This window comes from Oceaniglobus roseus (assembly GCF_002869745.1).
Classification (GTDB): domain Bacteria; phylum Pseudomonadota; class Alphaproteobacteria; order Rhodobacterales; family Rhodobacteraceae; genus Oceaniglobus; species Oceaniglobus roseus.
Map to the genome: position 1 here is coordinate 25,352 of NZ_PNOS01000026.1, position 21,342 is coordinate 46,693.

23 protein-coding genes are annotated in these 21,342 nt (G+C 69.4%); 14 read left to right on the plus strand and 9 right to left on the minus strand.

Annotated elements, in window-relative coordinates; translation table 11 throughout:
* Positions 1–69: 69 nt before the first annotated feature.
* Both trhO and A7B20_RS13435 read right to left on the minus strand, forming a co-directional pair.
* Positions 70–972 carry an oxygen-dependent tRNA uridine(34) hydroxylase TrhO gene (trhO, locus tag A7B20_RS13430; RefSeq protein WP_102109101.1) on the minus strand — a complete coding sequence of 301 codons (903 nt, stop codon included), beginning with the start codon at positions 970–972 and terminating at the stop codon, positions 70–72.
* 44 nt (positions 973–1,016) lie between these two features.
* Positions 1,017–1,382 carry a rhodanese-like domain-containing protein gene (locus A7B20_RS13435; protein WP_157937681.1) on the minus strand — a complete coding sequence of 122 codons (366 nt, stop codon included), beginning with the start codon at positions 1,380–1,382 and terminating at the stop codon, positions 1,017–1,019.
* Positions 1,383–1,480: 98 nt separating this feature from the next.
* On the opposite strand from A7B20_RS13435, the gene pncA reads away from it, so the two are divergent.
* The 10 genes from pncA (at position 1,481) to A7B20_RS13485 (ending at position 9,670) form a co-directional block, all read left to right on the plus strand.
* Entirely contained in the window at positions 1,481–2,080 is a 600-nt protein-coding gene (gene pncA, locus A7B20_RS13440; RefSeq protein ID WP_102109103.1) for a bifunctional nicotinamidase/pyrazinamidase, read from the plus strand.
* A 111-nt stretch (positions 2,081–2,191) separates the two neighbouring features.
* Entirely contained in the window at positions 2,192–3,028 is an 837-nt protein-coding gene (locus A7B20_RS13445; protein ID WP_102109104.1) for a trypsin-like serine peptidase, read from the plus strand.
* 325 nt (positions 3,029–3,353) lie between these two features.
* Positions 3,354–3,818: an Hsp20 family protein gene (locus A7B20_RS13450; RefSeq protein ID WP_102109105.1), complete on the plus strand. Its 465-nt coding sequence runs from the start codon at positions 3,354–3,356 to the stop codon at positions 3,816–3,818.
* Positions 3,819–4,066: 248 nt separating this feature from the next.
* Positions 4,067–4,996, plus strand: coding sequence for an AEC family transporter (locus tag A7B20_RS13455; RefSeq protein ID WP_102109106.1), 930 nt, complete (start codon positions 4,067–4,069; stop codon positions 4,994–4,996).
* 70 nt (positions 4,997–5,066) lie between these two features.
* Positions 5,067–5,894 carry an S-formylglutathione hydrolase gene (gene fghA / locus A7B20_RS13460; protein ID WP_102109107.1) on the plus strand — a complete coding sequence of 276 codons (828 nt, stop codon included), beginning with the start codon at positions 5,067–5,069 and terminating at the stop codon, positions 5,892–5,894.
* 84 nt (positions 5,895–5,978) lie between these two features.
* Positions 5,979–6,431 carry a YaiI/YqxD family protein gene (locus tag A7B20_RS13465; protein WP_102109108.1) on the plus strand — a complete coding sequence of 151 codons (453 nt, stop codon included), beginning with the start codon at positions 5,979–5,981 and terminating at the stop codon, positions 6,429–6,431.
* Positions 6,428–7,048, plus strand: a complete 621-nt coding sequence (locus A7B20_RS13470) for an HAD-IA family hydrolase (protein ID WP_102109109.1) — start codon at positions 6,428–6,430, stop codon at positions 7,046–7,048. Before A7B20_RS13465 ends, A7B20_RS13470 begins: the two co-directional genes overlap by 4 nt.
* A complete protein-coding gene (locus tag A7B20_RS13475; protein WP_102109110.1) occupies positions 7,045–7,959 on the plus strand; it encodes an ornithine cyclodeaminase family protein in 915 nt (304 codons plus the stop codon). Before A7B20_RS13470 ends, A7B20_RS13475 begins: the two co-directional genes overlap by 4 nt.
* Complete coding sequence (locus tag A7B20_RS13480; protein ID WP_102109111.1) at positions 7,956–8,747, plus strand: phytanoyl-CoA dioxygenase family protein; 792 nt, start codon at positions 7,956–7,958, stop codon at positions 8,745–8,747. Before A7B20_RS13475 ends, A7B20_RS13480 begins: the two co-directional genes overlap by 4 nt.
* Positions 8,747–9,670 carry an alpha/beta fold hydrolase gene (locus A7B20_RS13485; protein ID WP_245866907.1) on the plus strand — a complete coding sequence of 308 codons (924 nt, stop codon included), beginning with the start codon at positions 8,747–8,749 and terminating at the stop codon, positions 9,668–9,670. The genes A7B20_RS13480 and A7B20_RS13485 overlap by 1 nt, the downstream gene beginning before the upstream one ends.
* Before the next feature lie 184 nt (positions 9,671–9,854).
* Here A7B20_RS13485 and A7B20_RS13490 read toward each other — a convergent pair whose 3' ends face one another.
* Genes A7B20_RS13490 through leuS form a run of 4 tightly spaced genes read right to left on the minus strand, consistent with a single transcriptional unit; the run spans position 9,855 to position 14,503 of the window.
* A complete protein-coding gene (locus A7B20_RS13490; RefSeq protein WP_102109112.1) occupies positions 9,855–10,442 on the minus strand; it encodes a glutathione S-transferase family protein in 588 nt (195 codons plus the stop codon).
* Positions 10,442–11,434, minus strand: a complete 993-nt coding sequence (holA, locus tag A7B20_RS13495; protein WP_102109143.1) for a DNA polymerase III subunit delta — start codon at positions 11,432–11,434, stop codon at positions 10,442–10,444. The genes A7B20_RS13490 and holA overlap by 1 nt, the downstream gene beginning before the upstream one ends.
* Positions 11,431–11,949: an LPS assembly lipoprotein LptE gene (gene lptE, locus A7B20_RS13500; RefSeq protein ID WP_102109113.1), complete on the minus strand. Its 519-nt coding sequence runs from the start codon at positions 11,947–11,949 to the stop codon at positions 11,431–11,433. Before lptE ends, holA begins: the two co-directional genes overlap by 4 nt.
* Positions 11,936–14,503 (minus strand): leucine--tRNA ligase, encoded by a 2,568-nt coding sequence (gene leuS / locus A7B20_RS13505; RefSeq protein ID WP_102109114.1) that lies wholly within the window; start codon positions 14,501–14,503, stop codon positions 11,936–11,938. The genes lptE and leuS overlap by 14 nt, the downstream gene beginning before the upstream one ends.
* A gap of 174 nt (positions 14,504–14,677) precedes the next feature.
* Here leuS and A7B20_RS13510 point away from each other — a divergent pair, with 174 nt between their 5' ends.
* Positions 14,678–15,922, plus strand: a complete 1,245-nt coding sequence (locus A7B20_RS13510; protein ID WP_102109115.1) for a glycosyltransferase family 4 protein — start codon at positions 14,678–14,680, stop codon at positions 15,920–15,922.
* A gap of 19 nt (positions 15,923–15,941) precedes the next feature.
* Here the strand turns inward: A7B20_RS13510 and A7B20_RS13515 are convergent, their stop codons facing one another.
* A complete protein-coding gene (locus A7B20_RS13515) occupies positions 15,942–16,406 on the minus strand; it encodes a DUF3576 domain-containing protein (RefSeq protein ID WP_102109116.1) in 465 nt (154 codons plus the stop codon).
* A gap of 303 nt (positions 16,407–16,709) precedes the next feature.
* Here A7B20_RS13515 and A7B20_RS13520 point away from each other — a divergent pair, with 303 nt between their 5' ends.
* Positions 16,710–17,702 (plus strand): porin, encoded by a 993-nt coding sequence (locus A7B20_RS13520; protein WP_102109117.1) that lies wholly within the window; start codon positions 16,710–16,712, stop codon positions 17,700–17,702.
* Between the two features lie 122 nt (positions 17,703–17,824).
* Positions 17,825–18,478 (plus strand): YggS family pyridoxal phosphate-dependent enzyme, encoded by a 654-nt coding sequence (locus A7B20_RS13525; protein ID WP_102109118.1) that lies wholly within the window; start codon positions 17,825–17,827, stop codon positions 18,476–18,478.
* Between the two features lie 98 nt (positions 18,479–18,576).
* Here A7B20_RS13525 and A7B20_RS13530 read toward each other — a convergent pair whose 3' ends face one another.
* Together A7B20_RS13530 and ribA are read right to left on the minus strand one after the other, a co-directional pair.
* Positions 18,577–19,089: a L,D-transpeptidase family protein gene (locus A7B20_RS13530; protein ID WP_102109144.1), complete on the minus strand. Its 513-nt coding sequence runs from the start codon at positions 19,087–19,089 to the stop codon at positions 18,577–18,579.
* A 2-nt stretch (positions 19,090–19,091) separates the two neighbouring features.
* Complete coding sequence (ribA, locus tag A7B20_RS13535) at positions 19,092–20,165, minus strand: GTP cyclohydrolase II (RefSeq protein WP_102109119.1); 1,074 nt, start codon at positions 20,163–20,165, stop codon at positions 19,092–19,094.
* A gap of 160 nt (positions 20,166–20,325) precedes the next feature.
* Here ribA and A7B20_RS13540 point away from each other — a divergent pair, with 160 nt between their 5' ends.
* Positions 20,326–21,012: a response regulator transcription factor gene (locus A7B20_RS13540; protein WP_102109120.1), complete on the plus strand. Its 687-nt coding sequence runs from the start codon at positions 20,326–20,328 to the stop codon at positions 21,010–21,012.
* Positions 21,013–21,342: the final 330 nt, after the last annotated feature.

Below are 21,342 nucleotides of genomic sequence, written 5' to 3' on the forward strand. Positions count from 1 at the left end.
TCTCCGCGGGCCGTCAGGAAAGAGGGATTGCACGCTCCCCGCTTCCCCTCGCCGGGGACGGTGGCGGCGTCAGGCTCCGAGGTGGCGGGTGCCCCGGACGCGGGCCAGGTCGACCTGCCGCTGGCGTTCGCGGTAGCGGGCGCGGTCGGCCTCGGTGAGGCGGTCGATGCATTGGGGGCAGGAGACGCCCTCCTCGAAGCCCGGGTGCTGCCGGTCCGCTGGCGAAACCGGATGGCGGCAGCCATGGCAGAGCGTGTGCGCCCCCTGTTCCATCCCGTGCCCGACCGACACGCGCTGGTCGAAGACGAAGCATTCGCCCTGCCAGCGGGAGTCGGAGCGGGGCACCTCCTCGAGATATTTCAGGATCCCGCCCTTGAGGTGGAAGACCTCCTCGACGCCCTGCGCCTTGAGGTAGGCGGTGGATTTCTCGCAGCGGATGCCGCCGGTGCAGAACATGGCGATGCGCTTGCCCTCGAAGCGGGCCCGGTTCGCCTGCCACCAGGCGGGGAAGTCGCGGAAGCTGGGAGTCTCCGGGTCGATCGCGCCCGCGAAGCTGCCGATGGCGGTCTCGTAGGCGTTGCGGGTGTCGATCACGGCGACGTCGGGCGCCGAGATCAGTGCGTTCCAGTCGGCGGGGTCCACGTGGGTGCCCGCGCCGGTGGCGGGATCGAGGCCGGGCTGGCCCATGGTCACGATCTCGGCCTTGAGACGCACCTTCATCCGCAGGAACGGCATCTCGGACGCCGCGCTTTCCTTCCAGTCGAGGTCGGCGCAGCCGGGCAGGGCACGGATGTGGGTCAACACGGCGTCGATCCCCTCTCGCGTGCCCGCGATGGTGCCGTTGATCCCCTCGCGGGCCAGAAGGAGGATGCCCTTCACGCCGTTCGCGCAGGCGACCTTCGCCAGCGGCGCGCGCAGGCCGGCGGGGTCGTCGAGGCGGGTGAAGCGGTAGAGGGCGGCGACGGTGAACATGGCGCGCCTCCTACGCCCGCACCGCCGCCCGATCAAGGTGGGCGCTACTCGGTAGGCAGGCCCGCCTCCTTCCAGCCGCCGAGGCCGCCGCGGATGTAGACGGCGTCGTAGCCCATCTTCTTCAGCGTCTCGGCGGCCAGCACCGCCCGGCCCCCGGCCGCGCAGAGCACGCAGACGGTGCCCTTGCCCGCCTGCGCCTTCAGGTCCGCGGCGCCGCCGTCGCTGGAGGGGTCGGCCTGCCATTCCAGCAGCCCGCGGGGAATGTTGAGGGCGCCGGGAATCCTGCCCTTCTCGGTCAGCTCGGTCGGCTCGCGCACGTCGAGGATGAACTTGTCGCCGACATCCGCGGGCTCGATCACCTGCACGTTCTGCCTGGCGGCGTCGATCATCTGGCTGGCGGTCATGGCCATGGGTCTTTTCCTTTCGTCTTTCCGTGCCGTGGGCCGCGCCCCTTGGCGTCTTGCATCTGCGCTGTAAGGTAGGGCGAATCCAGCGCACGGAGACCCCCATGGCCGATCTTTCCGCATTGCTCGTCATCGACGTCCAGAGCGATTTCTGCCCCGGTGGCGCCCTGGCGGTGGCCGGGGGGGACGGGATCGTGTCGGGGATCAACGCGCTGATGGAGGGTTTCGACGCGGTGATCCTGAGCCAGGACTGGCACCCGGCCGGTCATTCCTCCTTCGCCTCGTCGCATCCGGGAAAGGCGCCGCTGGAGGTCATCGAGATGCCCTATGGCCCGCAGGTGCTGTGGCCGGATCACTGCATCCAGGGCACGCCCGGCGCGGACTTCCACAAGGGCCTGCGGACCGACGGCGACCTGATCCTGAGGAAGGGCTTCAACAAGGGCCTCGACAGCTACTCGGCCTTCTTCGAGAACGACCACGAGACGCCGACCGGGCTGGAGGGATACCTGCGCTCCCGCGGGATCGGACGGCTGACGCTGGTGGGCCTCGCGCTCGACTTCTGCGTGGCCTGGTCGGCGGTGGACGGCGCGCGGCTCGGCTTCGCCGTCGAGGTGCGCCGCGACCTCTGCCGGGCGATCGACGCCGCGGGCTCCCTCGCCGCGGCCGAGGCGCGGATGGCCGAGGCCGGGGTGCGCGTCGTCTGACCGTGCGGCCCGGCCCCCCTTGCCGCGACAATGCCCCGCTTCCGCTGGCCGCGCGACACAGATCTGCCCCATGCCGCGCCTAGCGTCCGGACAGGACAAGGGAGAACCCTGATGCGGACGATCGGAATCCTTCTCGGCGCGGCGGCGCTTCTGGGAAGCGTGCTGGCGGCGCGGGCCGAGATATCGCTCGACCCGGACGCCTCGCCGCTGAAGGCGCTGGCGACCTCGGACGCGGGGCGCGGCTGGGACGGCGTCGGGCGGCTGAACATGGGCGAGCGCGCCTTCTGCACCGGCGCCCTGATCGCCGACAACCTGGTGCTGACCGCGGCGCATTGCCTGTTCGACAAGAAGACGGGACGCCCGTTCGAGGCCTCCGAGATCACCTTCCTCGCAGGCTGGCGCGACGGCCGGGCCGAGGCCTATCGCGGTGTCCGCCGCGCCATGGCCCACCCCGACTATGCCCCCCGCTCGACCGAGGTCGGCACGATCTCGAACGACATCGCCCTGATCGAACTCGACCAGCCGATCCGCACCTCTCGCATCACGCCCTTCGCCACCCATGACGGCCCCGCGCCGGGCGCCGAGGTGGGTGTCGTCTCCTATGCCCGCGACCGGGCCGAGACTCCATCGCTGCAGGAGGTGTGCCATGTCCTCGCCCGCCAGTCCGACGCGCTGATCCTGTCCTGCGCGGTGGATTTCGGTGCCTCGGGGGCGCCGATCTTCGTGATCGAGAACGGGGTGCCGCAGATCGTCTCGGTGGTTTCGGCCATGGCCGAGGTCGAGTCGAAGACTGTGTCCATCGGCACCGCCCTGACCCAGCCGCTGGCCGAGCTGAAGGCGCTGATGGCGGGCAGCGACGGCGTGTTCCACCGCGCCGCGCCGACCGTCCGCCGGATGAGCGCCGAGGCCGCCCGCGCCGCGGGTTCGGCGAAGTTCGTCCGGCCCTGACCGGCCCTGATCGGCCCGGACTCCGCTTCGGCTGGTCCGGCCTCGTGACGCCGGACAGGGCGGCGCCCGCGTCCGCACGACGCGGCCCCGCCCCCGGTCGCCGCCCCGCGGTCTGCTCGCCCGGGGCGGCGATCGAGCTTCAACGGCGGACGCGGGCGCAGCGCAGGTCCGCGGCCCAAAATCGCAAGCACATGACTTGAAGCGCGAAAATCGTCTTCCTACCTAAGCGCTGTCGGACGCCGAACCCGGGTCCGGCACACTGAAATGGCCTGTCCCCCGACGGGAAGGCCGCCCACAGCAGTTGTCGCTTTCTGGAGGATGACCCATGCGAACCTTTGACCTTGCCCCCCTGTACCGCGCCACCGTCGGCTTCGATCAGATCGCCGATCTCATGGACCGCGTGCTGACGGACAACGTGTCGACCCAGAGCTACCCGCCCTACAACATCGAGAAGACCGCCGACGACGCCTGGCGCATCTCGATCGCCGTCGCCGGTTTTTCCGATGACGAGCTCAGCGTCGAGGTCCGGGAAAACGCCCTGATCGTCTCGGCCCGCAAGGCGCCCGAGGACACGAACCGCACCTACCTGCACCGCGGCATCGCGACCCGCGCGTTCGAGCGTCGTTTCCACCTGGCCGACCACGTCCGCGTCACCGGCGCGAGCCACGTGAACGGCATGCTGGACATCGACCTGGTGCGCGAGGTGCCCGAAGCGCTGAAGCCGCGCCAGATCGAGATCGCCAAGGGCGCTCCGGTCGAGCGCAAGGCGGTCGAGCACGCCGACGCCTGATCGGCGGGCCCGGCACGGCAAGGACGGCGCGCCACCCGGCGCGCCGGATCCCAAGGGAACCCCGTCAGTGTCTGGCGGGGTTTTTCGTTTCCCGCTGCGCGGTCGTCCTGCTGCCGGGGCCGCACCTCCGCCAGCCGCCGACCGGACGGGGAAAATCGCGCAGGATGGGTGATATCAACCGTCCTGCCCGAGCCATCCCCGGGCGGGGCACCATTGCAGCCCCCCGCGCAAGCGGCTAGCGAAGCTGCATGCTCGACATCTTCCTGAAGACCCTCCCCTTCTTCGCCATCATCGGCCTCGGCTACGGCGCCGGGCGGCGGGGGTTCTTCACGGCCGAGGCCACGGCCTATCTCACGAAGTTCGTCTTCTACTTCGCCCTCTCGGCGATGCTGTTCCGCTTCTCGGCCAACCTGTCGTTCTGGCGGGTCTTCGACGGGCAGGTGGTGCTGGCCTATCTCGCCGCCACCACCGCGATCTACCTCCTCGCCACCGCCGTCGCCTTCAGCCGCCGCATCGGGGTCGAACAGGCGGCCATCGAATCGCAATGCGCGGTGATCGGCAACGTCGGCTTCCTCGGCGTGCCGATGCTGACGCTGCTCCTGGGCGAGGCCGCCATCGGCCCGGTCATGCTGATCCTCGCCACCGACCTCATCGTCTTCGGCTCCCTCGTCGTGATCCTGATCACCGGCGGGCGCGGCGGGCGGGGCGTCGGCACCGTCCTTGCCACCGTGGGTCGCGGCCTGATCGCGAACCCGATGATCGTCTCCATCGTCCTCGGCTTCGGCTGGGCCGCGCTTGAATGGCCGATCCCCGCGCCCATGAACGAGTTCCTCGCCATCCTCGGCGGCGCCGCCACCCCCGGCGCGCTTTTCGCCATCGGCGCCTCGCTCGCCAACAAGTCGGCCGAGCGGCTGTCGATCGCCGGATGGCTCTCGTTCTGCAAGCTGGTCCTGCACCCCGCCGCCGTGGCGCTGACCTCGCTCATAGTCTTCACCGTCGACCGCTATACCGCGGGGGTGATGATCTCGGCCGCCGCGCTGCCGGTGGCGGGCAACGTCTACATGATCGCGCAGCACTACGGCGTCGCGCCGCAGCGGGTCTCGGCCTCAATCCTGATCTCGACGGCGGTGTCGGTGCTGACCGTTTCCCTCGTGATCGGGCTGGTTCAGGGCGGCTAAGACGGGCGTATCGGTTGCCGCGGGCCCTCCCACCCGCTAGCCATGGCGCAAACCGAAGGGGAGACACGCGATGAAGACCGTATCCGAGAACGCCTGCTTCGGCGGCATGCAGGGCGTCTACAGCCACGACAGCGCCGCCACCGGCACCGAGATGACCTTCGGCCTGTTCCTGCCCGCCGAGGCCAAGGACGGCCCCGTGCCGGTGCTGTGGTATCTCTCGGGCCTGACCTGCACCCACGAGAACGCCATGATTAAGGCCGGCGCCCAGGCCCACGCCGCGGCGCAGGGAATCGCACTGGTCTTCCCCGACACGTCGCCCCGCGGCGAGGGCGTGGCGAACGACGAGGCCTACGACATGGGCCAGGGCGCGGGCTTCTACGTCAACGCGACCGAGGAGCCTTGGGCGAAGCACTTCAAGATGTGGGACTACGTCGCCGAGGATCTGCCGAAGGCGCTCGCGGACCAGCCCATCGACTGGGACCGGCAGGCGATCACCGGCCACTCCATGGGCGGGCACGGCGCGCTGACGCTGGCCATGGGCCTGCCGGGCCGCTTCCGCTCGGTCTCGGCCTTCTCGCCGATCTGCAACCCCACGGCCAGCGACTGGGGGCGGAAGCAGTTCACCGGCTACCTCGGCACGGACGAATCGAAATGGCAGGCCCACGACGCGAGCCTGCTGATGAAGGAGCAGGGCTTTGACGGCCCCGTCCTGCTGGATACCGGGACGAAGGACCAGTTCTACGACCTGCTCCGCCCCTGGGCGATGGCCGAGGCGCTGGCCACCCGCCGCCAGCAGGCCGCCATGCGCCTCCAGCCCGGCTATGACCACAGCTATTTCTTCGTCTCGACCTTCATGGAAGAGCACGTCGATTTCCACGCCGAGGCGCTTTACCGCTGACCTCGGCCCCGGATCGTGGCAAAGCCCTTCCCGTGATCCGAACGGGGAGGGCCCTTCCATGACCGCAGCGCCATTGGCACGCCCATGATCTACGTCGACGCCGACGCCTGCCCGGTGAAGGCCGAGGCTGAAGCCGTGGCCACCCGCCTGAAGGTGAAGCTGTTCCTCGTCTGCAACGGCGGCCTGCGTCCCTCGGCCAATCCTTTTGTCGAGACGGTCTTCGTCCCCGACGGCCCCGACATCGCCGACAAGTGGATCGCCGAGCGCGCGACGAGGGGCGACGTCGTCGTCACCGGCGACATCCCTCTCGCCGCCCGCGCGGTCGAAAACGGCGCCCGCGTCCTGAAGCACAACGGCGAGGCGCTGACCCCCGCCAACATCGGCAACGTGCTGGCCACCCGCGACCTGATGAGCGATCTGCGCGCGGCCGACCCGTTCCGGCAGGGCGGCGGCAAGGGGTTTACAAAGGCCGACCGCTCCCGTTTCCTCGACGCGCTGGACCGCGCCGTGCGGGCCGCCGAAAGGGACCGGACATGACCATCGACGCGGTGATCTTCGACATCGGCAACGTGCTTCTGGAGTGGAGCCCGCACCGCTACTACGACAGCAAGATCGGCGAGGACCGCCGCCGCGCCCTGTTCGACGCGGTGCCGCTCGAGGCGATGAACCTCTCCATCGACGGCGGCGCCCCGTTCCGCGAGACGATCTATGCCACCGCCGACGCCCACCCCGAGTGGCGCGACGAGATCCGCGACTGGCACGACAACTGGATCCAGCTGGCCAGCCCCGCCATCCCGCAGTCCGTGGCGATCCTGCGCGCGCTCCGGGCGAAGGGCATCCCCGTCTTCACCCTCACCAACTTCGGCGTCGAAAGCTTCACCTACGCCCAGACCCAGTACGACTTCCTGAACGAGTTCGACCGCGAATACGTCTCGGGCCGCCTGCGCCTGCTGAAGCCCGACCCCAACCTCTACGCCCACGTCGAGCGGGACTGCGGCATCGCCCCGGACCGCCTGCTCTTCGCCGACGACAAGGCCGAGAACATCGCGGCCGCGGCGGCGCGCGGCTGGCAGACCCACCTCTTCGACGGCCCCGAACCCTTCGCCGCCCGCCTCGTTGCCGAGGGCCTGCTGAGCGCACAGGAGGCCGCATGAGCCACGTCACCATCACCGCCGAACAGGGCGAGGCGAAGCTCGCATGGCTGCCCCTGACCGACGCGCTGGCCCATGGCCACACCCTGCCGAAGGCCGAGATCAGGGACAGCTTCCTCTACCGCGGCAAGGACACGGTGCTGTCCCGCGCCGCCTGGATCGACGGCCTCGGCATCGCGGTCAAGACGGCGACGATCTTCCCGGGCAACCCCGCGCAAGGTCGCCCCATGGTCAACGGCGCCGTGACCCTCTTCGACGACGCGACCGGGGAGCTGACGGCGCTGATCGACTTCCACCTCGTCACCCGCTGGAAGACCATCGGCGACAGCCTCCTCGCCGCCCGCCGCCTGGCGCGCAAGGACAGCGACACCATCCTCATCGTCGGCGCGGGCACCCAAGGCAGAAACGCGCGCGAGGCCTATGGCACCCTGTTCCCCAAGGCGCGCTTCCGCGTCTGGAACCGCACCCCTGCCACCGCCGAAAGCTTCGCGGCAGAGTTCGACAACACCGAAGCCGCGCCCGACCTCGAACAGGCCGTGCGCGCCGCCGACATTGTCATCACCACCACCATGGCGACCGAGCCGCTGATCCGCGGCGACTGGCTGCGCCCCGGCCAGCACCTCGACCTGATCGGCGCCTACCGTCCCGACATGCGCGAGGCCGACGACGAAGCGCTGAAGCGCGCCACGATCTTCGTCGACAGCCGCGACACCACGCTCGACCATATCGGCGAGCTGAAGATCCCGCTGGCCGACGGCACGATCCAGCGGGACGACATCCGCGCCGACTACTATGACCTTCCCTCCGGCCACTTCGCCCGCGACAGCGACGACCAGATCACCCTGTTCAAGAACGGCGGCGGCGCCCATCTGGACCTGATGACCGCCCGCCACATCCTCGACGTCTGCGCATGACCCTGCTCACCGAAGCCGAGATTGCGCGGTTCCAGCAGGACGGCGCCCTCGTGGTCCGCGGTGCCTTCACGGACTGGCTCGACACCATGGCCGAGGGCATCGCCACGAACATGGCCGACCCCGGCCCCTACGCCAGCGAGAACAAGGTCACCAAGGGACGGTTCTTCGACGACTACTGCAACTGGACCCGCATCCCCGCCTTCGAGAAGGTCATCCGCCACAGTCCCGCCGCCCGGCTCGCCGCCGAGGCCATGCAGTCCCCCATCGCCCGCATCTTCCACGACCACGTGCTGGTGAAGGAGCCGGGCACGCCGAAACCCACCCCCTGGCACCAGGACGCCCCCTACTACTTCGTCGAAGGCTCCCAGACCGTCAGCCTCTGGATCCCGCTCGACCCCGTGCGCGAGGCCTCGCTGCGCCTCATCGCGGGCTCCCACCGCTGGCCGCGCATGGTCCGCCCGGTCTCCTGGGCCGACGACAGCGACTTCTACCGGGGCAGGCAGGACTGGACCCCGGTCCCCGACCCCGACACCGATCCGGGCGACCTCACGATCCTCGAATGGCCGATGGAGCCCGGCGACGCGGTCCTGTTCGACTTCCGCACCGTCCACGGCGCCCGCGGCAACCTCGCCACCACCCGCCGCCGCGCCCTCTCGCTGCGCTTCGTCGGGCAGGACGCCCGCTATGTCGAGCGTCCCGGCCGCACCTCGCCGCCCTTCCCCGGCCACGGGATGCAGCCGGGCGACAGCCTGCGCGACGACTGGTTCCCGATCGTCTGGAGAGGCTAGTGGCCGGCCTGCTCCTGCTGCTCCTCCTCGCGGGACTCGCCGCCGCGCCCTTCGTCGCCGAGCGCCTGCGCACGCCGCTCGACCCCGCCGCCCGCGTCGCCGCCGAGGGCGCAACCGCGGACCTCGCCGCGGGCGCCACGTACTATCGCTGGCAGGGCCGGGTCGGCGGCCCCGTCGCCGTCTGCGTCCACGGCCTGACCACGCCCCACCAGGTCTTCGACCGCATCGTCGCGGGGCTCGTGGCCGACGGCTGCCGCGTCCTCGCCTACGACCTGCCGGGCCGCGGCCTCTCCGCCGCCGCCGACCGGATCCAGGACCGCGCCTTCTTCACCACCCATCTGGCGGACCTTCTCGCCCATCAGGGCGTCGGGCGCGTCGACCTGCTGATCGGCTATTCCATGGGCGGTGCCATCGCCACCTGCTTCGCCGCCGACCGCCCCGACCGGGTCGGACACCTCGTCCTCCTCGCCCCCGCGGGCCTGTTCCACGACGCCGGGGCGACCGGCCGCTTCGTCGCCCGCACCCCGGTGCTCGGCGACTGGGTCATGCGCGTGCTCGGCGGCGTTCTCCTGCGCCGCGCGACACGCGGAACCGATGACCTCGCCCGCCTCCAACGCGCCCAGACCCGCCGCCGCGGCTTCCTGCCAGCAGTGCTCTCCTCCCGACGCCACATGCTCGCCGAACACCTCGGGCCGGAACACCGCAAGCTGCAGGAGGTCCGCCTGCCGACCCTCGCCCTCTGGGGAGAGGAAGACACGGTCATCCCGGTCTCCAACGTCGGCCGCCTCGCCGAAGTCCACCGCGACGCCCGCCAGGAGACGATCCCGGGCGCCACCCACGCCCTGCCGCACACCCACGCCGGGCAGGTCCTGCACGAGATCCGCGGCTTCCTGCACGACACGATGGACGCCACGCCGGGGTGACGAAGCCGCGCCGCCGCCCCTCCCCATCTTTGCTTTTCAAATATCCCACGGGGGTCCGGGGGTGTGAAACCCCCGGTCCCTCACGCGCAGCACGCGCGCGCTCCGGTCGGCGCACAGCCGCCGCGACAGGCGCAAGAGGGGTCCGGAAGGATGGGACATCCCCCCGGCCGCCGCAGCAGGAGACTCACATCGCCGCGGCGCGCTGCCAGGCGGGGCGGGACTTCATCCGCTCGAGATAGGCGAGGAAGCGCGCGTCCTCGACCGGGAACTTCGCGTTGACGGCCCAGGTGCCGCAGTGGACCGCGACGATGTCGGGCACGGTCATCGCCTCGCCGGTCAGGAACGGCCCGTCGCCCAGCCGCGCGGACAGCGCGGCGACGCTGCGGGCGAACTCGTAGCGCAGGCTCTCCTTCACGGCCGGAACCCGCAGCGCCTCGGGGAGGACGAAGCTGTGGCGCGCCGCGGTCCAGAGGCAGGAGTCGAGTTCGTCCAGCACCATCTGCGTCAGCGAATCCTGCCGCGCCCGTGCCAGCGTGCCGGCGGGATGGGTGAAGGCGCCGTGGCAATCTGCGAGGTAGGTGAGGATCGCGGTGGAATCCGTCACCGCCTCGCCCTCGGCGATCAGCACCGGCACCTTGCCCGAGGGGTTCAGGGCCCGCACCTCGTCGGACTGCGGCCCCGCGCCGACATGCTCGTAGGGCAGGCCCAGCTCCTCCAGCAGCCACAGCACCCGGAAGGCGCGGCTCTTCACGGTTCCGACCAGTCGGTACATCAGCGTCCCCCCAGCATGGCAAGGCGGATCAGGGTCCGCTCCATCACCGCCATCTGCGGTGCCCGCGCCGCCGAGCGCAAGGCAAGATCGGTGTCGGTCAGGAGGTGCAGCGCCTGCTCCAGCCGCGCCGCCCCCCAGCGCCGCGCCTGCGCCGCGATCACCGACGCGCGGGGCGAGAAGATCTTGCCGCCCGGATTCATCGCCGCCCCGTGCAGGCTGCGGAAGTGCCGCGTCGCGCCGATGCACAGCGTCACCGGCGTCACCCCCTGGGCCTGGAGGCGCGCCATGACCGGGCCGATGGCGGCGGCACGGCCCTCGGCCACGATGTCGAGGATGTCGTCCAGCCCCGCCTCGACCGAACTCGGGGCGCAGGCCGACACGTCCTCTGTCGTCAGCGGAGTTTCGTCGCCGAACTTGTAGAGCGCGACCTTCTCCAGCGTCTGCCGGAAGTCGCCGGGATCCAGCGCCTGCGCAAGCGCGGCCAGCGCCTCCCGCGCCTCGGGGGCGATCTTCGTCAGGCCCGCGGCGGCCAGGTTCGCCTCGATCTCGGCCGGGGAGGGCGGGTCGTCGTAGATGCCGGCGGCGAAGGCGTTCGGATGCGCCTCGAACAGTTTGCGGATCGGGCTCGTCGGCTTCAGCGCCCCGGCGGTGACGACGATCTGCGCATCGCCCTCGCGCCACTCCAGCAGCGCGGTCTTCAGGGGGTCGGCCGTGAACTGGTTGGCGTCCTCGACGAAGGCCACCCGCGGCCCCGGAAAGAACCCCTGCGCCTTGATCGCATCCAGCAGCAGCGCGCCGTCGCGGCGCAGCTCGCCCGCGGGAATCCGGGTCAGCCGCATCTCGGCATCGCCCTCCGGCCCGATCAGCGCGGCGATCACCTGCTGCCGTTTCAGCGCCACCCGCATGGCGTCGGCGCCGTAGATCAGAAGGCCGGTGCGGCGCGGATCGGGCTTCGCGAAGTACCCGGCGGCCTCGCGCGGCGAGAGTTTCACCGCCGCCACTCCGGCGCGGTGGCGATCAGGCGGCTGACCAGCTGGTCGGCGAGGATAACCATCAGCCGCTCGCGCGCGTCCCGCCGGGCGGTCAGCACCGAGACGGTATTGCCCGCCACCGGCGCGCCCGCGGCGCCGAAGACCGGCGCGGAGTACTCGGTGAAGTTTCTGACCAGCCCGTTCGACACCGTCACGTCGTCCGAGAGCCGCCGGAGCGCCCAGGTCAGCTCTCCGCTGAGCCGATACCGGGTGATCTCCTGGTCCGGCGTGATCCCCAGCCCGTCCTCGCCCAGCGCGAGGCTCGCCGACAGCCGATACTGCGCGCCCGCGGGACGGCCCAGCCGTTCCTCCAGCCGTCGCACCAGCCGATAGCCGTCCTCGTCCGAGGGCGCATCGACCTCGATCGACCCGCGCAGCCCCTCCGCCGCCCCGCCGGGCCCGTAGGCCGGGGAGAAGCCGCAGCCCGCCAGCGCGGCGAGGCCAAGGAGGAGGGTGCGCCGGTCAGATGACCACATTGACGATCCGCCCCGGCACCACGATGAGCTTCTTCGGGCTGGCGCCGCCCTCCAGCGCCCGCACCACCGCGGCGTCGGACATGACCAGCGATTCGATCTCGTCCTTGGCCATGTCGCGGGGCACCGTGATCTCGCTCCGCCGCTTGCCGTTGATCTGGATTGGCAGCGTCACCTCGTCGTCGATCAGCATGGCAGGGTCGGCTTTCGGCCATGCGGCCTCCGTCACCAGCCCTTCGCCGCCCAGCACCGACCACAGCTCCTCGGCAAGGTGCGGCGTCATCGGCGACATCAGCTGGACCAGCGCCTTCGCCGCTTCCAGCTTCGCCGCCTTCCCGGCCTCCGACTTCTGGAGCGCCGAGGTGAAGGCATAGAGCCGCGCGACGGAGGTGTTGAAGCCGAAGCTCTCGATTCCCATGGTCACGTCATGGATCGCCTTGTGCATCTCGCGCAGCAGGTCCTTGTCGGCGGGCTTCGCGCCGTCCTCCGGGGCCTCCACGATCTCGGTCACGATCCGCCAGACCCGGGCCAGGTGCTTGCTCGTCGCCTCGGCTCCGCTCGCCGTCCATTCCACGTCCCGCTCGGGGGGCGAGTCGGACAGCACGAACCAGCGCGCGGTGTCGGCGCCGTACTGGTTGATGATATCCACCGGGTCGACCACGTTCTTCTTCGACTTCGACATCTTGGCCGAGGGGATGATCTCCACCTCCGTCCCGTCCGCCAGCTTGCCGTCCTTCACCGCGCTCGGCAGATGATACACTGCCCGCCCGTTCGCGTCGCGGGTCATGTAGATCTCGTGCGTCACCATGCCTTGGGTGAACAGCGCATCGAAGGGCTCGATGGCCGAGGCGGGCAGGTGGCCGCAGGCGTGCATCGCGCGGGCGAAGAAGCGGGAGTAGAGCAGGTGCAGGATCGCGTGCTCGACGCCGCCGATGTACTGGTCGACGTTCATCCAGTATTCGGCCTCCGCCGCCTCGGTCGGGGTCTCTGCGCGGGGCGAGGTGAATCGGGCGAAATACCAGGACGAATCGACGAAGGTGTCCATCGTGTCGGTCTCGCGCTGCGCGGGCTTCCCGCAGCTCGGGCAGGGCACGTCGCGCCAGGTCGGATGCCAGGACAACGCGTTGCCGGGGCGGTCGAAGGTCACGTCCTCGGGCAGGACGACCGGCAGGTTCTCCTTCTTCTCCGGCACCACGCCGCAGCTCTCGCAATGCACCACCGGGATCGGGCAGCCCCAGTAGCGCTGCCGCGACAGGCCCCAGTCGCGCAGGCGGAACTTGGTCACGCCATGGCCCACCCCGTTCGCCTCGCAGAAGGCGATGGCGGCGTCGATGGCGTCGTTGCCGGTCTGCGCCTCGTCGCCCGCGAAGCCCTTGATGTAGCGCACGGTTTCCGTCTTCGGCGGCACGTAGGCCGGGCCGCCGTTCTCGGGCAGGATGAAGGTGCCCGCCTCGCCCATGGCGGGGGCGAAGGTCGAGACCACGGGAAGCTCGTACTTCCGCGCGAACTCCAGGTCGCGAGCGTCGTGGGCCGGGCATCCGAAGATCGCACCGGTGCCGTAGTCCATCAGGATGAAGTTGGCGACATAGACCGGCAGCTCCCACGCCGTGTCGAACGGGTGGCGCACGCGCAGCCCGGTGTCGAAGCCGCGCTTCTCGGCCTTCTCCAGCTCTTCCTCGGCGGTGCCCATCTTCCGGCACTCGGCGTTGAACTCGGCCAGCTCGGCATTGGCCTTCTCCAGCGCCTTCGCCAGCGGGTGATCCGGCGAGATGCCGACGAAGGAGGCGCCGAGCAGCGTGTCGGGCCGGGTGGTGTAGACCTCGACCCGGTCATGGCCTTCGGGCCCGTCGACCAGCGAGAAGGCGAATTGCAGGCCGCGCGACTTGCCGATCCAGTTCCGCTGCATCAGCTTCACCTTGTCCGGCCAGTTGTCCAGCCGGTCCAGCGCCTCCAGCAGCTCTTCGGAGTAGTCGGAGATCTTGAAGAACCACTGCGTAAGCTCGCGCCGTTCAACCTGCGCGCCCGACCGCCAGCCCTTGCCGTCCTCGACCTGCTCGTTCGCCAGCACGGTCATGTCCACCGGATCCCAGTTCACGACCGCGTTCTTGCGATAGACCAGGCCCTTCTCCAGGAAATCGAGGAACATCGCCTGCTGCTGGCCATAGTATTCGGGATCGCAGGTCGCAAGCTCGCGCGACCAGTCCAGCGACAGGCCCAGCATGGCGAACTGCTTCTTCATGTTGGCGATGTTCTGCCGGGTCCAGACGCCGGGGTGAATCCCCCGCTCGATGCTGGCGTTCTCGGCCGGCAGGCCGAAGGCGTCCCAGCCCATCGGGTGCAGCACCGCGTGGCCCGTGGCGATCTTGTAGCGCGCCACCACGTCGCCCATGGTGTAGTTCCGGACGTGCCCGATGTGCAGGTCCCCCGAGGGATAGGGAAACATCTCGAGCACGTAGTACTTCGGCTTCCCCTCCACCCGCTTCGCGGCGAAGACCCCGGCCTCGTCCCAGGCCTTCTGCCACTTCGGTTCGATCTCGGAGGCGGCGTAGCGCGACATGACGGCGGTACCTTCTGCTGCAGGCGTATCAACGGCCCGCGATTGATAGGGTGCCGCCGCCCGTTGGTCCAGTGCCCCGCGGCCTTAAATCGTGCGTGCCGCAGTTCTTCCGTGACCCGGGCGCGCGATGTCGTATAGGCTGCGGTCAGACAGGCAGACGCGCACGGATTTCCGATGAACATATTGTTCCTACACCAGAATTTTCCCGGCCAGTTCAAACATCTCGCACCGGCCCTGGCGCAGTCCGGCCACCGGGTGCTGGCGCTGACGTCGAGGGTGAAGACGGCGCAGACCTGGAACGGCGTGCAGATCGTCCCCTACGCCTGGAGCGAGCCGGAGGGGCAGAAGCACCATCCCTGGCTGACCAACCTCAACGCCGCGACCCATCGCGGCACCGCCGTCTATCGCGCGAGCCACGCCCTGGCCGAGCGCGGCTATCGCCCGGACATGATCGTCGCCCACACCGGCTGGGGCGAGGCGCTGTTCGTGCGGGACGTCTGGCCCGATGTCCGGCTCGGCACCTTCAGCGAGTTCTACTATCAGGCCGAGGGCGCCGACATCGGCTTCGACCCCGAGTTCGCCCTGACCAACGCCTTCGGCGAGGCGGCGCGGATGCGGTTCCGGAACCTGTCGATGCGAACCCAGCTGGAAAGCGCCGACATGGCCCTGTGCCCGACCCATTGGCAGGCCAGCACCCATCCCGCCGACCTGCGCCACAAGATCACCGTCGTGCACGACGGCATCGACACCGCCACCGCCCGGCCCGACCCGGCGGCCGAGTTCCGGCACGAGGAGCTGCGGCTCGGGACCGGGGACGAGGTGATCACCTTCGTCAACCGCAACCTTGAACCCTACCGCGGCTTCCACGTCTTCATGCGCGCGCTCGGCGAGCTGCTGAAGCGGCGGCCGCAGGCGCGGGTGGTGATCGTCGGTGGCGACGGGATCAGCTACGGCGCGGCGCCGAAGGACGGACGGACCTGGAAGGAGGTGATGCTGGCCGAGGTCCGGGCAGGCATCCCCGACGACGACTGGGCGCGCGTGCATTTCGTCGGCAAGGTGCCCTACGACCAGTTCCTGAACCTGCTCCGCGTCTCCACCGTCCACGTCTACCTGACCTATCCCTTCGTGCTCAGCTGGAGCCTGATGGAGGCCATGGCCTGCGAGGCGGCCATCGTCGCCAGCGACACGCGGCCGGTGACGGAGGTGATCTCGGACGGCGAGACGGGGCTTCTGGTGAACTTCTTCGACGGCCGGGCCATGGTCGAACGGGTCGACGCGCTGTGCCGCGATCCCGAGCGGCGGCGCGAGCTGGGGCAGGCGGCGCGCCGCAAGATCCTGGAGGAGTACGACCTGGCGAAGGTCTGCCTGCCGAAGCAGTTCGAGTGGGTCGAGGCCCTGTCGGCGGTGCGCCGGGACTGAGCGGCGCCCGGAGACTCCGTTACAGCCGCCCGTCGCGGATGCGAAGCTGGCGGGCGCGGGTCAGGATCGCATCCTCGATCGCGCGCACGGTGTCGGGGCTGGCCGGCCCCGAAGAGGTGGACAGCGCCACGTTCAGCGACCGCGCGTCGAGCGCCGGGTCCTGCACGTAGACGGTCGCCCGATAGGCGCGCCCGCCGCCCGGGGGGCGGCCATAGCCGTAGACCAGCACGCCCGAGAACGGGTCGGCCGATTCGATGGGCATGAAGTCGAGGATCTGCTGGGCCGCGTTCCAGATGTACTTGTTGACCTCGATCGTCGTGTTCGGGTCGTCCTTGTTGCCGAACAGATCGAAGATCGACGCGCCGTCGTCGCGCTGCGGCCCCGACGTGGGCTTGGCATCGTTCTGCGGAAGCAGGCCGCAGGCGGAGAAGGCGAGAACCGCCGACAGAACCACCCAGGCCCGTCTGCCTTGAATCACCGACATATTCCCGCCTCCGCTCGCGCCATGGGGCCCGAACCGTGCGACGGACCCGGGCCTTTCGGGTTTTCTAGCCAGCGCGGTCCAATGGGACAAGGGCCTTCCGTCGCAAGCGCCCTTTCAAATGCGGCCCCGGCGGGGCCCGTGGCGGCCCCGGAAGCCACTGTGGCAATCGCGCACCATTTCGATGCAGGGTGATCGGCCCGGTCTCACTTCCGTTGCAAATGGCCGCCTGCGGAGCGAAACAGCATCCAGTCAATCCGGCCACACGGTTTGATACACCTGCTTAGAGACACAAGGGAAACTCAAATGAAAAAAGTTCTGTTTGCGACCACCGCAATCGTTCTTACGGCCGGCGCTGCGGCTGCACAAAACGTGACCATCTCCGGCACCGGCCGCGTGGGTCTTCTGTACCAGGAGAACCGCGGTGTGGGCCAGAACGACACCCAGGTGAACAACCGCCTGCGGTTCAACTTCGACGCCCGCAAAGAGACCGACAGCGGCGTGGTCTTCGGTGGTCGTATCCGCATGCAGTACGACTCCAACTACAACGGCCTGGCCGGCATCCCGCCGACGGCCGGTGTCCAGCCGGTGTCCTCGGGCGCCCGTCTGTCCGCCGCCTACGTCTATGCCGAGTACGCCGGTCTGCGCGTCGAAGTCGGTAACGCCAACACCGCGTTCGACTCCGTCGCCCTGCTGTACAACTCGGAAATCGGCTACATCGGCCAGACCTTCGGCTCGTACAACAACCAGTCCTACTACTCGTTCGCGACCAACCCCTACGGCCCGGGTGAGCAGAACCGCATGGGCGTCTACGCCGCCTACTCGTTCGCCGGTGCGAACCTGAAGATGTCGTACATCACCCCCGACCAGGCTGCCTCGACGCTGCCCGTCGGCCGGAACGAAGAGTTCTCGATGGCCGCCGACTACACCTTCGGCGCGATCACCCTGGCGGGTGCCTTCGCTCTGAACGGCAGCGGCATCGACAACAACGACGTCTACTTCCTGGGCGGTGAGTACGCCTTCAACGACGTCGGCGCTGTCGGCCTGCACGTGAACTACACCGACTTCGGCGCCCCCGGCGACGAGACGACCGTGACCCTGTACGGCAACTACAAGTTCGGTGCGATCACCGCCCGCGCTTACGTCGCCAACTACGACTCGATCGGCGTCAACCCGACCGACACCGTGTACGGCATCGGTGCCGACTACGACCTCGGCGGCGCGACCCTGGCCGGCCACGTGGCCCGCGACAACAACGAAGACATCCAGGCTTCGCTTGGTGTGAAGTTCTCCTTCTGATCCCACAAGGATCATTCGGAACGGAAAGAGCGGGCCCTGCGCCCGCTCTTTTCTTTTGTGGGGCCCCCTTTTCCACCGCGGCCCCGATGGCGTAACTGGTGCCGACCAAGGGAGCCCGCGCCATGAGCCTGACCGAAATCACCACCCGCCTGCACGCCGCCGAAGCCGTCGCGGACCGCCCGGAAGGCAGCACGACGCTCATCGCGATCTCCAAGGTCCAGCCGCCCGAGCGAATCGAGGCGGTGCTGGAGCAGGGCCACCGCGTCTTCGGCGAGAACAAGGTGCAGGAGGCCCAGGGCAAGTGGCCCGCCTTCCAGGAGCGGTTCGGCAAATGCGAGCTGCACCTCGTCGGTCCGCTGCAATCCAACAAGACCCGCGCGGCAATGGAGCTGTTCGACGTGATCCACTCCGTCGACCGTCCGAAGCTGGCCGGGGCGCTGGCCCGCATCGCGCAGGAGACCGGCGCCTGCCCCGACCTCTTCATCCAGGTCAACACCGGCGAGGAGGATCAGAAGGCCGGCGTCCTGCCCGCCGAGGTCGATGCCTTCGTCGCCGAGTGCCGGGGCATGGACCTGCCGATCCTCGGCCTGATGTGCATCCCCCCCGTTGACGAGGAGCCGAGCCTGCACTTCGCCCTTCTGGCGAAGATGGCCGAACGGAACGGGCTCAGGGGACTGTCCATGGGCATGTCCTCGGATTTCGAGAAGGCGGTGTCCTTCGGCGCCACCCATGTCCGCGTCGGCTCGGCCATCTTCGGGGAGCGCGTGACGGGGTAGGGTTCCGGAGAGGGACGACGTCCGGCAGTCCGCGTGTAAAGGCCGTGCCGAAGCTTTCACCGCATTTGGTGCAGTCGGACAGCCGCACATCCTGTCATTCACCGCCCCGCCAGTGTCTCCGGCACCACCAGCCGCGTCTCGTATCCGATGCGCTCCGCGATCCACCTCAGATCACGGGGCCTCAGCCCCACGCAGCCCGCCGTCGGGTATCCCGGTGCCCGCCAGCGGTGCACGAAGATCGCGGACCCCTTGCCCGGAACCCCCTCGGGCCAGTTCCAGTCCGTCAGCAGCACGAGATCGTAAAGCCGGTCGGCCCGCCTCAGCCGCTCGTGCCCGAATCCGTGCGGCGCCCGGACCATCAGGTTGTAGTCGGGATCGCGGACGTCGTCGGACCAGAGGTCGCCGGGCCGGATCGGCACCGCCCAGTCGGCGGGCCGCGCCATCCGATCGGGGCGATAGAGCATGCCGACGATCCGGTGCACGCCCACCGGCGTCGCCCCGTCCCCCTCGCGCTTCGCCGCCGAGATTCCGCCGCGCCCCGGCACGCAGGGAAACAGCCGCCCGCGGAACCTCAGCCCCCGCGGCGTCACCACCATGTCCGTCGCGCGCACCGTCACAGCAGATGCCCCGACTTCGCCGCCTTGGTGGCGAGATAGGCCGCGTTCAGCGGGTTCTCTCCCACCGCCAGCGGCACCCGTTCGACCACCTCGATCCCGCAGGAGACGAGCCGCTCCACCTTGCGCGGATTGTTGGTCATCAGCCGGACACGCCCCACGCCCATCCGCCCGAGGATCCGAGCCCCGGTGCGGAAATCCCGCTCGTCGTCCTCGAACCCCAGCCGGTGATTGGCCTCCACCGTGTCGAATCCCTGGTCCTGGAGCGAATAGGCCCGCATCTTGTTCGCCAGCCCGATCCCGCGCCCCTCCTGGTTCAGGTACAGCAGGATCCCGCCCCCGGCCGAGGCCATCTGCGCCAGCGCCCCGTTCAGCTGCGGCCCGCAATCGCACTTGAGCGAGCCCAGCACGTCGCCGGTGAAGCAGGCAGAGTGCAACCGCGTCAGCACCGGCGCCGACCGGTCGGGCTGGCCGATCTCGATGGCGTAATGCTCGTCGCCGCCGTCCTCGGGGCGGAAGATGTGCAGCCGCCCCGCCGTGGCGGCCGCCATCGGCAGGCGGGCCGAGACGACGCGGTGCACCGGGCTGTCCTCGCCCAGATGCACGCCGGGGTCGCGCAGGTCGAGCACCGACAATTCGCCCGTGTCCCCGGCGAGGGGGCAGAGCAGCACCGCAGGCAGCAGCCGCGCCGATTTCGCCAGCGCCACCGCCGCCCGCGCGATCCCCGCGTCGCCCTCGCGCACCGGGCGGAACGGCCCCTTCAGCGGCGCGCGCAGATCGTCGGCCGGATCGGCCACCGCCCGCACCCGCGCCAGGTCCATCGACGGCGGCACGGCGATCCGCGTCACGTCGCCGTCGTAGACCGGCGTCTTCAGCGTCTCGGCCCGCCAGTGGGTGATCGCCAGCACCGCGTCGCCGCCTGCCACCAGCGCGGCGAACCGCGCTTCGGTCAGCACCTCGGGGGATGCGGCAAGCCAGCACACCGCACCGTCCGTGACCATCACCGGCAGACCGATCCTCAGGTCGAAACGGGCGCGCGACAGCCGCTCGGCAGGGCTTGGGGAAAAGGACATCGTCGTCTTTCCTGCATCTGAGCGGTCGATGTAAGCCACCGGCCCGGTTTATGAAACATTCGTATCGCGCAGAACACGACCGCGTGATCGCACCGACGGAATTCTTGCGCGAAACGTTACTGCTTCACATCTGCTTTACCGAAGCAAGGAGCACCAGAGCATGACCACACTGAAGAAGATTCTTCTGGTCGATGACGACGAGGACCTGCGCGAGGCGCTCAGCGAACAACTGGTGATGACCGAGGACTTCGACGTGTTCGAGGCCGAGAACGGCGCCGACGCCATGGACAAGGCGAAGGGCGGTCTCTACGACCTGGTGATCCTGGACGTGGGCCTGCCCGATACCGACGGGCGCGAGCTGTGCCGCCGGATGCGCAAGCAGGGCGTCAAGTGTCCGATCATCATGCTGACCGGGCACGACAGCGACAGCGACACGATCCTCGGCCTCGACGCCGGCGCCAACGACTATGTGACGAAGCCGTTCCGGTTCCCCGTCCTGCTGGCCCGGATCCGTGCCCAGCTGCGCCAGCACGAACAGTCCGAGGACGCGGTCTTCCAGCTCGGGCCCTATTCCTTCCGCCCGGCCCAGAAGCTGCTGGTGGACGAGTCCGACAAGAAGATCCGCCTGACCGAGAAAGAGACGAACATCCTGAAGTTCCTCTACCGCGCGACCGACGGCGTCGTGGCGCGCGACGTGCTGCTGCACGAGGTCTGGGGCTACAATGCCGGGGTCACGACGCACACGCTGGAAACCCATATCTACCGGCTGCGACAAAAAATTGAACCGGATCCCTCCAACGCGCGTTTGCTTGTCACGGAAAGCGGCGGATACCGTCTGGTGGCCTGATCGGCCTCCCGGTCCCGAGGCTTCAAACCGTGTGGCCCCCCTGCGTGCCGGGTTCATAGACACGCACTCCCCCTCCTGGCCCTGACATTCGTGTCAGGGCCTCTTAGTTTCGTGGGCCTGACGCAGGGTCAGGTTTTCCCGACTGGCAAGGTGCGCGCACTCGCGGCATGTTCATGGTGTGGACGGCGGCGGCGCCAGTCATCCTTGATGTCCCTCCCCAGGACGTCGTCGCCGTCGGGCCACACGCCTTCGCACCGGCGCCCGGGTGCGATCCTCCCTGTTGGACTGGCCCGGGCCGCTGCGCCCGGGTCCTTTTCCAAGGCGGTGCCC